The following is a 14,703-nucleotide window of genomic DNA, read 5'->3' as shown; positions in this document are numbered from 1 at the left end:
TGCATCCGGATGCTTATCGAATAAGCAGAAAATATTATCAAATATTCGCATAAGAAATTTTTACTGCGTAAGCGCAAGGAAAGTGAGCGAAAATTACGGCACTATGTAAATACTAATGAGAACTACTATCAATTCGACGACGTTTTGATATTATTACGTTCAGATTGTGTGATTTGCGTCCTGGAGATACAGAGTGGGTAATAATTTGATGCAGACGGATCTCTCCGTTTGGGGCATGTATCAACATGCTGACATCGTCGTTAAGGTTGTGATGATCGGCCTGATTCTGGCGTCCGTGATCACCTGGGCTATCTTCTTCAGCAAGAGCGCCGAACTTCTTTCACAAAAACGCCGCCTCAAGCGTGAGCAGAAGCAGCTGGCGGAAGCCCGCTCTCTGGATCAGGCTTCTGATATCACCTCATCCTTCCATGCGAAAAGCCTGACTACCCTGTTAGTGAACGAAGCGCAGAACGAGCTGGAACTCTCCGCAGGCAGTGAAGATAACGAAGGCATTAAAGAGCGTACCGGCTTCCGTCTGGAGCGTCGCGTTGCGGCCGTGGGTCGTCATATGGGCCGCGGTAACGGCTACCTGGCGACTATCGGCGCTATCTCCCCGTTCGTCGGCCTGTTCGGTACCGTCTGGGGCATCATGAACAGCTTTATCGGTATCGCCCAGACGCAGACCACTAACCTTGCGGTCGTCGCGCCGGGTATCGCAGAAGCGCTGCTGGCAACGGCTATCGGTCTGGTTGCCGCTATCCCTGCGGTAGTTATCTATAACATCTTCGCGCGCATGATTGGCAGTTACAAAGCCACACTGGGTGACGTTGCCGCGCAGGTTCTGCTGCTGCAAAGCCGCGATCTGGACCTGAACGCCAGCGCCGTTAAACCGGTGCATGCGGCGTCCAAACTACGCGTAGGTTGATTGTATGGCAATGCGTCTTAATGAAAATCTGGACGATAACGGTGAAATGCATGAGATCAACGTGACGCCGTTTATCGACGTCATGCTGGTTCTGCTGATTATCTTTATGGTTGCCGCGCCGCTGGCGACGGTGGACGTGAAGGTGAATCTGCCTGCGTCCTCCAGCCAGCCGCAGCCGCGTCCGGAAAAGCCTGTCTACCTGTCCGTGAAGGCCGATAAGTCCATGTTCCTGGGCAACGATCCGGTGACGGATGCCTCGGTTATTCCGGCGCTGGACCAGCTGACCGGCGGCAAGAAAGACACCACCGTCTTCTTCCGCGCGGATAAAACCGTCGATTATGAAACCATGATGAAGGTAATGGACACGCTGCATCAGGCGGGATACCTGAAGATTGGTCTGGTCGGCGAAGAGAAAGCGGCCGCGAAGTAAAACGAAGGCGAAGCCGCCTTCCGTGCCGGGTGGCGGCTTCGCCTTACCCGGCCTACAATCTCAGGCTAGCGCCGCCGGGCGAACCACGTTGTCAGCAGTTAGAAGATGTTGTTGACGCCTCTTCATCGAGCGCCACGCAGGTGACGTTTGATGTGCGATAGTTGCCTTCCGAGAGTTTACGGGTCAGGCGCAGGGTGGCTGTCTCGCGTGCCAGCAGGTACTGATAGTTCGTCTCCAGTCGCCCAAGGATCTTCTCTTTAAGCTCAGGGCGCTGCTCAATAATAGCGTTCATCACCGCGCCGTAAATCTCCTCTTTGGCCTGCAAGGCATAAATTTCCCGACGGTTCTGCCATTTCAGGCGCACCAGCGTGGCCGGAATCGAAACCAAGTCCTGCGTTATTCGCGTCATCTCGTCATTTTTTATCTTTTTCAGGGCGTCGAGATTCTGCTTTAAGATAAATTCATCGCTTTTCTTATCATCTAAAGTCAAATAAACGTTATTACCGCTATCATCATTCACGTTAATCATCCCCCAGGTTATAAAAAATGGGATTGCTTTTTTCACGCGTAATTAAGTTAAGCCAAATTTCATTGCCAGCTTCATTTATTTGCTGTGTTTTCTCGGCCATTATTTGACTTAGAGCCTGGGCATCTATTTCCCCTTCGGCCTGTAAATCATTTAGCAGATGAACTAAGGCTTCAATCTTGATGGCACGAAATAACCGTTCTTTTAAATGGCGATCGTGCTCTTCCAGCACCATATTACGGGATTTGCCGGTGCGTGAAACACCAATTAATATATCGGCTTCATAGTCGGAGAGTTTTCTTTTTCCTTGAGTGAAATTCGCCTCTTTATCTGCTTCCGTCGAAGGCTGTTCCACAGGCGTAATGTGGTACTTTGCCGGGACAAGATTGTCGGGCAGCATTTTAATTTCCTTTAATTTCAAAAGGGTGGGGTTGGAAAAAGGGTGAGATTCGTTGACAATATCATGAGGCAATTTTAAAATCAAAAAAAATGGAGCCTACCCATGAACAGCATTTTCTTCACGGTCGTAACGTTACTATTACTGACCGCTGGCGTGCTTTTATTGATGCAAGAGTTCAATAAAACGAAAGTGTCAAATGACGCCAGTGAACCACCGCAGCCTGAATTGATGTCCAAAGAGGAGGGGGAAGATCATTTCTCCGTCTTGATGAACGCCGTGACGCCAGTCTGGTACTGGCGGGTGAATCACGAATATATCGATTTTCTCCATGCGACAATTAAGCGAATGAAAATGGCCGAAATTAATGATACGCCCGGCCTGTTCGACGCGCAGCGCCGCTGTAGCGACCTTAATTCGGCGGTCTATAAATATTACGACAATATCAAAAAACGCTGTCTGAATGGCGAGAAGGTGTCGTATTCCGATTTAGACGTATTAAATCTGCGCCAGTGTTTTCGCGAGTTTAGCCTGGAAGCCTACCCGGAACTGGTCGCACTGGTCTGGCCGGAGTATGCGCGTCCGGATGTGGATCCCAACGAGGTATAGTTGAGATATACTGAGCGCTGGTTTCGTTTGCAGACAGGATTTTATGGAACGCTTCTTTGAAAACGCAATGTATGCCTCTCGCTGGCTGCTCGCACCCGTCTATTTTGGTCTCTCTCTGGCACTGGTCGCCCTGACGATCAAGTTCTTCCAGGAGATATTCCACGTCCTGCCAAACATTTTCTCCGTGGCAGAAGCCGATTTGATTCTGGTTCTGCTGTCGCTGGTGGATATGACGCTGGTAGGAGGATTACTGGTGATGGTGATGTTCTCCGGTTATGAGAATTTCGTCTCTCAGCTTGATATCGCCGAGCACAAAGAAAAGCTCAACTGGCTGGGGAAAATGGACGCCTCATCGCTGAAAAATAAAGTCGCGGCGTCGATTGTGGCGATTTCGTCTATTCACCTGTTACGTGTCTTTATGGATGCTAAAAACGTCCCGGATAATAAGCTGATGTGGTATGTGATTATCCACCTGACGTTTGTACTGTCGGCGTTTGTGATGGGCTATCTGGATAAGATCAGTAAGAAATAAATTTACAGCGCCCCTCACCCTGCCCTCTCCCCAGAGGGGAGAGGGTGTTCAAGTTCCCTCTCCCCTCTGGGGAGAGGGTTAGGGTGAGGGGCGAAAGCATCGGACCGCACTATTTATTTATCCGACGACGCCTGCCACAAATTCAGCTCACCATCCGCCACGTGCTGGTCAATCCGCGTCAGTTCATCTTCGGTAAAGCACAGGTTATTCAGCGCCTGAACGTTCTCTTCCAGTTGCTCCGGGCGGCTCGCGCCAATCAGCACTGACGTTACACGTGTATCTTTCAACAGCCAGCTTAGCGCCATCTGCGCCATCGTCTGCCCGCGCGCGTGCGCCATCTCGTTCAGCAGACGAAGGCTGCTCAGGTTGGCTTCGGTCAGCATTTTCTCCGTCAGGCCGCGCACTTTTTTCCCTTCGCGCTGCATACGTGAACCGTCCGGAATACCGTTCAGGTATTTTCCGGTCAGCAGGCCCTGCGCCAGCGGGGTAAAGGCGATACAGCCCGTTCCGTTTTTCTCCAGCGCGTCCAGCAGACCAGTCTTGTCGACCCAGCGGTTAAGCAGATTGTAAGACGGCTGGTGGATCAAAAGCGGGATCTTCCACTCGCGCAGCAATTCGGCCATCACCGTCGTGCGTTCCGTGGAGTAGGACGATATGCCGACGTACAGCGCTTTTCCGCTCTGCACCGCGTGTGCCAACGCGGCGGCGGTCTCTTCCATCGGCGTGTTTTCGTCTACGCGGTGAGAATAGAAAATATCCACATACTCCACGCCCATGCGTTTCAGGCTCTGGTCGAGGCTGGCGAGCAGATACTTACGTGAACCACCCGAACCACCCGAACCATACGGTCCTGGCCACATGTCGTAGCCCGCTTTGGTGGAGATGATCAGCTCGTCGCGATACCCGGCAAAATCTTCTCGCAGCAGGCGGCCAAAATTTTCTTCAGCGCTGCCTGGAGGGGGGCCGTAGTTGTTGGCAAGGTCAAAATGGGTAATGCCGAGATCGAAGGCCTTACGCAGCAGCGCGCGCTGGGAATCGAGCGCCTGAACGTGGCCAAAGCTGTGCCACAGACCCAGCGACAGCGCCGGTAAGCGCAGGCCGCTTTTGCCGCAGTATCGGTACTGCATGTTTTCGTATCGGCTGGTGTAAGGGTGCCAGGACATGATGTCTCCTTTCTTATCGGTGAATTTTCGAAACAGCGTTTTTATTCTAAGCTTATCAAATCATAAATCATGGAGATAAGCGATGACGCGCCTGACTGCCAAAGATTTTCCGCAAGAGCTGCTTGATTACTATGACTATTACGCCCACGGTAAAATCAGCAAACGCGAATTTCTGAATCTCGCGGCGCGCTATGCCGCAGGCGGCGTAACGGCGCTGATGCTGTTTAATATGCTTAAACCCAACTACGCCCTCGCGGAGCAGGTTAAATTCACCGATCCCGATATTCTTCCGGAATACATCACTTATCCCTCGCCCAATGGTCACGGCGAAGTGCGCGGTTACCTGGTGAAGCCGGCCAAAGCTACCGCGAAAACGCCCGCGGTAGTGGTCGTGCATGAGAACCGGGGGCTGAATCCGTATATTGAAGACGTGGCACGACGCGTGGCGAAAGCGGGGTATATCGCGCTGGCTCCCGACGGCCTGAGCTCGGTGGGGGGATACCCCGGCAACGACGACGAAGGAAAGGTTTTGCAGCAGAAGGTCGACCCGACAAGGCTGATGAACGATTTTTTTGCCGCCATAGAGTTTATGAAAAATCATCCGGAAGCCACCGGGAAGGTGGGGATTACCGGTTTTTGCTACGGCGGCGGCGTATCGAATGCCGCCGCCGTAGCGTATCCGGCACTCGACTGCGCGGTGCCCTTCTATGGTCGTCAGCCGCGGGTGGAGGATGTGCCAAAAATTAGCGCGCCGCTCCTGCTTCATTATGCCGAGCTGGACAAAAATATTAACGAGGGCTGGCCTGCCTATGAGGCCGCGCTGAAATCAAATAATAAGGTTTATGAAGCGTATATCTACCCCGGCGTAAACCATGGATTTCACAACGATTCAACCCCACGCTATGACCAGCCCGCAGCCGAGCTGGCCTGGTCGAGAACGTTAAGCTGGTTTAAAAAATATCTGGAATGATAAGCCCGGCTTAAATAAATCATCACAAAGGGTTATCTTTTCCCCTGTCCCTGCCGATAACGAGGGTAGTACTCGCCTCTGGGCGAATTCACCCTCACGGCAAGGAATACTCAATGAAGATGCTTCGTAATTTCACCATCCGTTTCGTCATGCTGACGGTACTGGGGATCTTTTGTGTCATGTGGGCAGGCGTGGGGCTTTACAGCACCTGGTCTCTGTCTCGTGTTTCTGATGGTAATGACGTTGACCGCCAGCTGGTCAGGCAAATGACGGTGCTGAGCCAGGGCAACGATCAGTATTTCCGTTTCGTCACCCGCCTGAGCCGGGCGATGGAAGCTAAAGCAGCGGGCGGCACGCCGGACCTGGCTCCTGCTCAGCAGGCGCTGGATAACATGAGTAAAAAGCTGGCAGAGATGAAGGCTATCTCCCCGGGCCCGATGGATGAAAAGGTCTCTGCGCAGGTGATTTCCACCTGGCAGGCGCTGCTCGATCGGGGCGTTACGCCTCAGATGGTGCAGGCAAAGCAGGCGACGCTCGAAGGCTATCGTCAGCATGCCAACAACGTTACGCCGCCGCTAAGCCGCGCGTTTGGCGCCGCGGTTGAGAACTTTAACAATTCTGCGGTGAAGGCGCTCGACAGTACGCGCGTTGTGGTCGACAGCCTGACCAGCATGACCCGGACGGTGATTATCACCGCCACGATCGTGGGTCTGCTGATCCTGCTGTTCACCGACCGCTACCTGGTGGCGCTGCTGGTAAAACCGCTGGAGCGTATCCGTCAGCAGTTCCGCCAGATTGCGCAGGGCGATCTCAGCCAGCCGATTGAGCCCATTGGCCGCAACTGCGTGGGGCAACTGGTTCCGCTGCTAAGCGCCATGCAGGACAGCCTGCGGGAGGCGGTCAGCACGATTCGTTCCGGCAGCGAGAATATCTGGCGTGGGGCAACGGAGATCTCCAGCGGGAATAACGATCTCTCTTCGCGTACCGAAGAGCAGGCCGCTGCGCTGGAAGAGACCGCGGCCAGCATGGAGCAGCTTACCGCAACGGTGAAGCTGAACGCCGAAAGCGCGCGCCAGGCCAGCCAGCTTGCGGATGTCGCCTCCAGTACGGCCAGACGCGGCGGGTCGCTGGTAGACGATGTGGTCACGACCATGAGCGGCATTTCGGACAGCTCGCAGAAAATTGCTGAAATCACTACCGTTATCAACAGCATCGCCTTCCAGACCAATATTCTGGCGCTGAACGCCGCGGTGGAAGCGGCTCGGGCCGGGGAGCAGGGGCGCGGTTTTGCTGTCGTGGCGGGTGAGGTGCGTAATCTGGCCAGCCGCAGCGCGAATGCGGCAAAAGAGATCGAAGGGCTGATTGCGGATTCCGTTGCCCGCGTGGAGCAGGGGGCGCAGCTGGTGAACGATACCGGCACGACGATGGAAGCTATCCTGCGCGACGTGACGGAGGTGACTGTCATTATGAAGCAGATCGCCACCGCGTCAGAGGAGCAGAGCAAAGGTATTTCTCAGGTCGGCGTAGCCATCACGCAGATGGACGGCGTGACCCAGCAGAATGCCTCGCTGGTGGAGCAGGTTTCCGCCGCTGCGGCCGCACTGGAACGGCAGACCGAAGAACTCCAGCGCTCAGTGCAGAAGTTCCGTCTCTCCGCGTAACATCATCGCGTCAGGCCGTCTCTGGCGGCCTGACATTTATCGCTCTGAATAATCTGTGTCACCTGCGACAGCTGACCGATTTTCACTTCGCTTGCCCGCATAAATTTACTTTTGTCGATCAGCAGCAGCGACTGGCTGGCCCGGTTTAACAGCAGCGCCTTAAAGCCCGCGTTGTGCTCGGACGGATCCCAAAGGATGCCATGCTCATCAACCCCTTCACACGAGAAGATAAACAGATCGATCTCCAGCCCTTTAAGCTGCGTCACCAGCGCCGGATTAACATAGCAGCGATACTTACGCTCAAGCGTTCCGCCGGAACAGATAAGCGTGATCCGCTCGCGCTTCGCCATCTCGTGGCAGACAGGCAGGCTATTGGTAAACACGGTGAGTTCGATATCCGGAAGCTGGCGCGCCAGATGAAAGCAGGTCGAGCTGGCGTCGAGGGCGATGGTCATCCCTTCGCTGATCCAGCCCAGCGCGTGTCGGGCAATATCGGCTTTGTCGGCATAATGGCTTTTCAGGCGTGCGCCAAAGGGTTCACCGCTGTCGCGGCTGTCCGGGTGAATCAGACGCGCACGCCCGTGCTGGCGCAGAAGTTTCCCCTGCTGCTGTAACGACTTCAGATCCCGGCGGATCGTCTCTTTGCTGACGGAGAGCTTTTCAGCCAGGGCATCGGTGGTCAGCCAGTCACTTTTACTCAGCAGGGTGATGATGCTCTGCTGTCGGGTCGCTTTTAGCGTCTGGTCTGACATTCGAGGATCCTTGCTCACGCGTGCTGACTCATTTTTCTCATCGCAGAAGAGGGGCGGCGAACCGCCCGGTCATGGGTCAATCCTGACGTTTATCTTCCGTCTGGGTATCGAAGTCGCTCGCTGAATGGCGCTCATGCAGCTGCTCGTTCAGCTCGCCGTTGGTGCGGTTAACAATGCGCCCGCGTTTAACGGCCGGGCGATTCGCCACATCTTTTGCCCAGCGCTGCACGTTGGTGTACTTCCCGGCGTCGAGGAATTCGGCGGCGTTGTAGACGCTGCCCAGCGCCACGCAGCCAAACCATGGCCAGACTGCCATATCCGCAATGGTATATTCCTCACCCGCTACATAACGACCGCGCCCCAGCTGCTTGTCCAGCACGTCGAACAGGCGTTTAGCCTCCATGGTGAAGCGATCGATAGCGTACTCAATCTTCACCGGCGCGTAGTTATAGAAGTGGCCAAAACCGCCGCCGAGGAACGGGGCCGCGCCCTGTAACCAGAACAGCCAGTTCAGGGTTTCCGTTCGTCCTGCCGGATCTTTTGGCAGGAAGTGACCAAATTTCTCGGCCAGATAGAGCAGGATATTGCCGGATTCAAAGACGCGCGTCGGCGGGGTGGTGGAGTGGTCACGCAGTGCCGGGATCTTCGAGTTCGGGTTCACGTCGACAAAACCGCTGGAGAACTGATCGCCCTCACCGATGCGGATTAACCATGCGTCGTATTCCGCGCCCGTCACGCCCAGCGCCAGCAGCTCTTCCAGCATGATGGTAACTTTCTGTCCATTCGGCGTACCCAGAGAGTACAGCTGGAGCGGGTGCTCGCCCACGGGCAGCTCTTTCTCGTGCGTAGCGCCCGAGACGGGACGGTTGATATTGGCGAACGCGCCGCCGTTATTCTGTTTCCATTCCCACACTTTCGGTGGCTGATAGGTGTTATCTGACATGTTGGCCTGCCTTTTTGGTGTTGTGTTGAGGCAGTGTAGCAGGAGATAGGGGAACCGTTTAACGATGCGAGCGTAATGGGCAGGGCGGGTGTATGATAACGCCACCTCTGTCAGTTAATTACAACGTGCAGACGACGACAACCCCACAAAAAAATTGCCGCCTGCCTGTTTTAGGTTGGACACATGCGTAAAGGAACGTTAAGCAGTGACGCACCCTTCGGGACGTTATTAGGCTATGCGCCGGGTGGCGTGGCGATTTACTCTTCAAATTACGGCAGTCTCGATCCGCGTCACTATCCGGAAGACGCGGAATTCCGCAGCTATATCGGCAACGAATACATGGGCCATAAATGGCAGTGCGTTGAGTTTGCGCGCCGTTTCCTGTTTCTCAACCACGGGTTTGTCTTTACCGACGTCGGGATGGCGTGGGAGATCTTCTCCCTGCGTTTTTTACGCCAGGTGGTGAATGACAACATCCTGCCGCTACAGGCCTTTGCTAATGGCTCGAAGCGCGCGCCGCAGGCCGGTGCATTGCTCATCTGGCAAAAGGGCGGTGAATTTCAAGAGACCGGCCACGTCGCCGTCATCACCCAGTTGCTGGACGACAGAGTGCGCATTGCCGAGCAGAACGTTATTCACTCTCCGCTGCCGATGGGGCAGCAGTGGACGCGCGAGCTGCGTCTGAGCGTTGAGAACGGTTGCTATACGCTTCATGATACGTTCAGCGATACCGAGATCCTCGGCTGGATGATCCAGACGGAGGAGACGGAACACAGTATTCCTCAGCCGGAGATCGACGGTGAGCTGCTGAAAATCAGCGGCGCGCGGTTGAAGAACAACCGTCAGTTCGACGGAAAATGGCTCAATGAAAACGACGCCCTGCAACAGGCGTACGTTCGCGCGAATGGCCACGTTATTAACAACGATCCCTGCCAGTACTTCACCATTACCGAAAGTGCCGAGCAGGAGCTTATCAAAGCCACCAACGAACTGCACCTGATGTACCTTCATGCCACCGACAAGGTGCTGAAAGACGACAGCTTACTCGCGCTTTTCGACATCCCGAAAATTCTCTGGCCGCGTCTGCGCCTCTCGTGGCAGTGGCGTCGTCACCATATGATCACCGGTCGTATGGATTTCTGCATGGATGAGCGCGGCATTAAGGTTTACGAGTACAACGCGGATTCCGCCTCCTGCCATACCGAGGGCGGGCTGATTCTTGAAGAGTGGGTGAAAAACGGCTATCGCGGCACCGGCCACAATCCGGCGGAAGGCTTGCTGGAGGAGCTGACCGGCGCCTGGAAGCACAGCCACGCGCGGCCGTTCGTCCATATCATGCAGGACAACGATATCGAAGAGGATTACCACGCGCTCTTTATTCAGCGCTCGCTGATCCAGGCCGGGTTTGAAACCAAAATCCTGCATGGACTGGGCGCGCTGAGCTGGTATGCTGCCGGGCAACTGATTGATGATGAAGGCCGTCACGTCAACTGCGTATGGAAAACCTGGGCGTGGGAAACGGCGATCGAGCAGATCCGCGAGGTGAGCGAAACCGAGTACGCCGCCGTGCCCATCCGTACCGGTCACCCGCAAGGTGAAGTGCGCCTGATTGACGTCCTGCTGCGCCCGGAAGTGCTGGTCTTTGAACCGCTGTGGACGGTGATCCCAGGTAACAAGGCGATCCTGCCGGTGCTGTGGCAGCTGTTCCCGAACCACCGTTACCTGCTGGATACCGATTTTGAGGTGAATGCGCTGCTGAAACGGACAGGCTATGCCGTTAAACCGATAGCCGGACGCTGCGGGAGCAATATCGATCTGATCGGCGCCCAGGATCAACTGCTGGACCAGTCCAGCGGCAAGTTTGTTGACCGCAAAAATATCTACCAGCAGCTATGGTGCCTGCCAAAGGTTGACGGCAGATACATACAGGTCTGCACCTTTACCGTGGGCGGAAACTATGGCGGAACCTGTCTGCGTGGGGATGACTCGCTGGTGGTGAAGAAAGAGAGCGATATTGAACCGCTGATTGTGGTGAAGGATAAATAACGTCTCCCTGTTATAAAAAAGCCCCCGCAGGGTATGCTGCGGGGGCTTTTTATTACTCTTCTTCCTCGACCTGCTGCTCGCTGATCTTCAGATCAATGATGCGGCCGATCTGGTCATGATAGACCGTCAGCAGGTTGTACTGGCTCATCTCGGACATAATGTGCGGCGTGACGTTAAAACTTTGGGCAAGCTCGTCATGGCGCAACATTTGCGGATGACGCCGCCTCACATGCGCGCGGCGGCGATTGTACTGATACCACAGGATCAGCAGCCAGCCGTTGAACGCGGCAATCAGCAGATAAACCAGCACTGTATTAAAGGAGGCGATAATCACGCTCCAGCGGTGATCGCTCGCCTCGGTTAACTGCATCCACAGCCTGGCATACAGGAAAAACAGGAATCCTCCCCAGGCTATCAGCGTTAATGCGGCATCGAAAAGACGCGGTGCCAGCCGATGTTCAGTCAAAATTAACGTATTCTCGTTCATTGAATGCTCCCTTTTCCCCGGTCCGGACTGATCCAGCGCGCGCGGGCGCGTTTACGTTTAAGCATGACTTTCGGAAATGCCACGAGGGTGGTAAACAGGCCAATCATCCAGTACACCATCGGGAACCAAATCACCCAGAACAGCGAGCCTGCCACTTTCCGCTCGTAGCGCCGCTCGATATACAAACTGACGAGGAATTGCAGCAGGCACATCACCCCCAGCAGCAGCCCGGTAAACGCCGGGGGAAACAGACTCGCAACGGCCAGGTTCGCGGGAAGAGGGATAATATGGCTAAGAATGAACAACACCACGGTCGCTCCATAGGCAAACGCCCACAGCGTTGACAGCGCGTACTCGAGAAACAGGGGCCACATCCGATGATGCTCCCAGCGGGCCATTTTGCGCAGGTTAACCAGAAACACCTCTGCACCGCCCTGAGCCCAGCGCAGACGCTGTTTCCACAGCCCCTTGAGCGTCTCCGGCATCAGGATCCAGCACAGCGCCCGCGGCTCGAAAAAGATATCCCAGTGGCGCAGCTGAAGCTTCCAGCTTATGTCAATGTCCTCTGTGATCATATCCGGGCTCCAGTACCCGACATCCGCCAGCGCCTGTCGGCGAAAGGCGGCGATGACGCCGGAGACCGTAAAGACCCGGCCATAGATCCGCTGCGTTCGCTTGATAAGACCAATAATGGAAGAAAACTCGCCCACCTGAATACGACCAATCAGCGTTGAGCGCGTGCGAATACGCGGATTTCCGGTGACGGCCCCAACGTGGGGATACTGAATCAGCGGTGCCACCAGATACGCGGCCGTATCGCGATCGAGCAGGGCGTCGCCGTCAATGCAGACCAGCAGATCGCCCCGGGCCGCCGCCGCACCAGCCTTGAGCGCCACGGCTTTCCCCTGATTCTCCGCGAGATTAATCACCCGCAGGCGCGGCTGCTCCTGCGCCAGTTGATGCAGCACCTGCGCGGTATTGTCCGAAGAGCCGTCGTTGATGGCGATAACCTCAACATTCCAGTACCGCTGACCCAGCGCGGCGCTAATGGTTTCCCGTGCGTTGCGTTCCTCATTAAAGCAGGGAATAAGAATCGAGATTAACGGTTCACCGGCTAAGGCAGGCGCGGGTGTTGCGTTATCCCACGACCAGTGCCGTTCAAGCTGAAACCAGAAATAGAGGCCGCCGGTTACCCAGAGCACGGACATAAACAGCGGCCAGAAAAAGACAAAGTCCAGAATCAGTTCGCCGGTAAACAGCGCGGCTACGCCTAACGGCAACCCGAATACCAGACACAAAATAGAGAAGGCGATAATGCGATCAGTCATTGTCAGGATACCAGTACGAAGAAAATTCAGGCCTGATACGCGAAATATCAGGTTGGTTGTTGAGGAAGTCGTCGGGGTAATAACCGTAATTTTTGATGCCGTTCAGCTGGAGCACCTGCATCCACTCCACCAGACGTTCATCGGCTACGGCACGCTGCGGTTTCTGCGCCCAGTCCCTGGCCTGTAGCTCAAAAATCGTTTTATTCAGCGCGCCGGAGCGTGCGGCGACGGCGTTGACTAAACGCGTCAGCCAGGCATTGCTCTCTTCTGCCGGGACGGACTCCATCAGTGGCATTGCCATCGGCACCGTCCAGTCGTAGGCCGCCAGAAAATCATCCAGATTTTGCGCAAACCACGCTTCGCTTTCGGGCTGCAGAATGGGGAGGGCGAACATATTGCGCGCGGTCTTGATCTGCGGGCCACGGATGTTTTTCACCGCCTGGCTCAGGGCCTGGGTAAACCCGATAAGCTGCTGGCTTTTCTGGCGCGTCGTCTCCTGCCCGGCATCGTCAACGTCCGTCAGCACCGCGTCGTCATGGAACAAGATCCCGTTGAAGCTGGCATAGCGGGCCAGATCTTCATAGATCTCCGTCACCTGCTGGCGAACCTGCGGACTCCAGGGGGAGAGCCGGATATAGGGCTCGGCGGCCACGGTCAACTCTCCCGTTTGACGATCCCGGCGCTGCACGCGCGGCAGGGCTGGACTGAGATCGAAAGAGAGGACCGGCATCCACGCAAAGACTTTCACTCCCGCGCGGGTTTGTAGCTGCCAGGCGACAAAATTAAAAAGATCGGCCCGGACCGGAAGCCGGTGGTTGGGGAAATAGAGCGCGCCGATCCTGCCGTCGCCCCGCGGATCCGAAAACGCCTGGAGAAACACATGGCTGATTTTCATGTCGTAGACCCGCTGGACGAGTTTATTGATGTTTTTCGTCTGCTGGGCCGGATCGGGATCGTAGACATAATCGAGATCAACATGCATGACGCGCACCGGGTCAAACTCCTGAACGCGGCTAACCGTGTTGGCAAAGGTTTTTATCGACGGATTTCCGGCAATCAGCAGGCGCGGGATGTTGCCGAGGTCGCGCACGTTTGCCAGCCCGTCCTCCAGGGTAAAGGCCAGCTGATAGCCCTGTTTCTGGGCGATAGCGAGCGATGTACCGTTGGCAGCCCCATAGGGCCACACCCAGGCACGCGGCGCTTTTCCCGTCACCTGGGTGATTTTTTCGGTGACTTTCCGTACGTCTGCGGCGATCCGCTGGTTGAAGTGTTCATCGGTTTCGTAATGCCCCGTCGCGTTATCGAAAAAACGGTTGGCGATAGCGGGTTCACGGCTTCCCTGCGGGTTGGCCGGGATGCCGTAATGCGAGGCCCAGGTATGCGAGCCGATTTCAACCAGCGGGGAGCGGCTGAGCTCGCGCACCATGTCCCATGTCGCGAACCGATCGCGGGGCGTCATCAGACCGCCGAAGTTAACTTTTTGATTTGCCGGCGTATCCACCCAGCTGCCCACCGGCGCCCACAGCGCAGGAACGTTCCAGGCCTGAAGCAGGGGCCAGACGCGGGTGTAAAAGCTGCTGTAGCCGTCGTCGAAGCTGAGCAAAACGGCTTTCGGCGGCAGCGCTTTTTTTCCTTCATGCGCATCCACAATGTCCTGCACGCTGATGGCGTGATAGCCGTTGTGCAAAAGCCAGCTTATCTGCTCGTTTAACGCGCTGGTGCGAACGGAGAGGTAGCGCTGATCGGCAGCATCATCTTCGACGTCGTGGTAGGCCAGGACCAGAAACTGATTCTCCGGCCAGGGTTTGCTGGCCTCCAGCTGCGGCCTCTCTTCAGGAGCCATAAAGGAGAGCGGCTGCGCGCAGAGACTCGCGCTGAGGCAGAGCCAGCCGATGACGATCAGGCTTACAGAAAAACGTGTATTCAGCATATTC

15 protein-coding genes are annotated in these 14,703 nt (G+C 55.6%); 7 read left to right on the top strand and 8 right to left on the bottom strand.

What is annotated here, in order from left to right; translation table 11 throughout:
* The first annotated feature begins 193 nt into the window (after window positions 1-193).
* Window positions 194-925: a tol-pal system-associated acyl-CoA thioesterase gene (gene exbB / locus HWQ15_RS04395; RefSeq protein WP_023298602.1), complete on the top strand. Its 732-nt coding sequence runs from the start codon at window positions 194-196 to the stop codon at window positions 923-925.
* A gap of 4 nt (window positions 926-929) precedes the next feature.
* Complete coding sequence (gene exbD / locus HWQ15_RS04390; RefSeq protein WP_023298601.1) at window positions 930-1,355, top strand: TonB system transport protein ExbD; 426 nt, start codon at window positions 930-932, stop codon at window positions 1,353-1,355.
* Between the two features lie 91 nt (window positions 1,356-1,446).
* On the opposite strand, the gene HWQ15_RS04385 is transcribed toward exbD, so the two are convergent.
* Both HWQ15_RS04385 and HWQ15_RS04380 read right to left on the bottom strand, forming a co-directional pair.
* Entirely contained in the window at window positions 1,447-1,884 is a 438-nt protein-coding gene (locus HWQ15_RS04385) for a hypothetical protein (protein WP_023330188.1), read from the bottom strand.
* Complete coding sequence (locus HWQ15_RS04380) at window positions 1,877-2,281, bottom strand: hypothetical protein (protein ID WP_023330187.1); 405 nt, start codon at window positions 2,279-2,281, stop codon at window positions 1,877-1,879. The genes HWQ15_RS04385 and HWQ15_RS04380 overlap by 8 nt, the downstream gene beginning before the upstream one ends.
* Before the next feature lie 102 nt (window positions 2,282-2,383).
* Here HWQ15_RS04380 and HWQ15_RS04375 point away from each other — a divergent pair, with 102 nt between their 5' ends.
* Window positions 2,384-2,887, top strand: a complete 504-nt coding sequence (locus HWQ15_RS04375; protein ID WP_023298598.1) for an ESA_00282 family adhesion-associated protein — start codon at window positions 2,384-2,386, stop codon at window positions 2,885-2,887.
* A gap of 43 nt (window positions 2,888-2,930) precedes the next feature.
* The gene (locus tag HWQ15_RS04370; protein WP_006811956.1) at window positions 2,931-3,419 is read left to right on the top strand and encodes a TIGR00645 family protein; all 489 of its coding nucleotides are present in this window, start codon (window positions 2,931-2,933) and stop codon (window positions 3,417-3,419) included.
* Window positions 3,420-3,532: 113 nt separating this feature from the next.
* Here the strand turns inward: HWQ15_RS04370 and HWQ15_RS04365 are convergent, their stop codons facing one another.
* Window positions 3,533-4,582, bottom strand: coding sequence for an aldo/keto reductase (locus HWQ15_RS04365; protein WP_063148712.1), 1,050 nt, complete (start codon window positions 4,580-4,582; stop codon window positions 3,533-3,535).
* Between the two features lie 82 nt (window positions 4,583-4,664).
* Here HWQ15_RS04365 and yghX point away from each other — a divergent pair, with 82 nt between their 5' ends.
* Together yghX and HWQ15_RS04355 are read left to right on the top strand one after the other, a co-directional pair.
* Complete coding sequence (yghX, locus tag HWQ15_RS04360) at window positions 4,665-5,552, top strand: YghX family hydrolase (RefSeq protein WP_063148711.1); 888 nt, start codon at window positions 4,665-4,667, stop codon at window positions 5,550-5,552.
* Between the two features lie 113 nt (window positions 5,553-5,665).
* The gene (locus HWQ15_RS04355; RefSeq protein WP_063216181.1) at window positions 5,666-7,213 is read left to right on the top strand and encodes a methyl-accepting chemotaxis protein; all 1,548 of its coding nucleotides are present in this window, start codon (window positions 5,666-5,668) and stop codon (window positions 7,211-7,213) included.
* Between the two features lie 2 nt (window positions 7,214-7,215).
* Here HWQ15_RS04355 and fucR read toward each other — a convergent pair whose 3' ends face one another.
* Together fucR and yghU are read right to left on the bottom strand one after the other, a co-directional pair.
* Window positions 7,216-7,965 carry an L-fucose operon activator gene (gene fucR, locus HWQ15_RS04350; protein WP_038416725.1) on the bottom strand — a complete coding sequence of 250 codons (750 nt, stop codon included), beginning with the start codon at window positions 7,963-7,965 and terminating at the stop codon, window positions 7,216-7,218.
* Window positions 7,966-8,041: 76 nt separating this feature from the next.
* Window positions 8,042-8,908 (bottom strand): glutathione-dependent disulfide-bond oxidoreductase, encoded by an 867-nt coding sequence (gene yghU, locus HWQ15_RS04345; protein ID WP_023306934.1) that lies wholly within the window; start codon window positions 8,906-8,908, stop codon window positions 8,042-8,044.
* 183 nt (window positions 8,909-9,091) lie between these two features.
* Between yghU and gss the strand changes: the two genes are divergently transcribed.
* Window positions 9,092-10,954: a bifunctional glutathionylspermidine amidase/synthase gene (gene gss / locus HWQ15_RS04340; protein ID WP_063148709.1), complete on the top strand. Its 1,863-nt coding sequence runs from the start codon at window positions 9,092-9,094 to the stop codon at window positions 10,952-10,954.
* A gap of 52 nt (window positions 10,955-11,006) precedes the next feature.
* Here gss and pgaD read toward each other — a convergent pair whose 3' ends face one another.
* The 3 genes from pgaD to pgaB are packed head-to-tail and all read right to left on the bottom strand — an operon-like array spanning window position 11,007 to window position 14,699.
* Window positions 11,007-11,441 (bottom strand): poly-beta-1,6-N-acetyl-D-glucosamine biosynthesis protein PgaD, encoded by a 435-nt coding sequence (gene pgaD / locus HWQ15_RS04335; RefSeq protein ID WP_063148708.1) that lies wholly within the window; start codon window positions 11,439-11,441, stop codon window positions 11,007-11,009.
* On the bottom strand, window positions 11,438-12,769 hold the full coding sequence (gene pgaC / locus HWQ15_RS04330) for a poly-beta-1,6-N-acetyl-D-glucosamine synthase (protein WP_022649386.1): 1,332 nt from the start codon (window positions 12,767-12,769) through the stop codon (window positions 11,438-11,440). Before pgaC ends, pgaD begins: the two co-directional genes overlap by 4 nt.
* The gene (gene pgaB, locus HWQ15_RS04325) at window positions 12,762-14,699 is read right to left on the bottom strand and encodes a poly-beta-1,6-N-acetyl-D-glucosamine N-deacetylase PgaB (RefSeq protein ID WP_063148707.1); all 1,938 of its coding nucleotides are present in this window, start codon (window positions 14,697-14,699) and stop codon (window positions 12,762-12,764) included. Before pgaB ends, pgaC begins: the two co-directional genes overlap by 8 nt.
* Window positions 14,700-14,703: the final 4 nt, after the last annotated feature.

It is taken from the genome of Enterobacter sp. DSM 30060 (genome assembly GCF_013375955.1).
Classification (GTDB): domain Bacteria; phylum Pseudomonadota; class Gammaproteobacteria; order Enterobacterales; family Enterobacteriaceae; genus Enterobacter; species Enterobacter intestinihominis.
The sequence above is the reverse complement of the archived record's forward strand: the minus strand, read 5'-3'. Positions and strand labels throughout refer to the sequence as shown.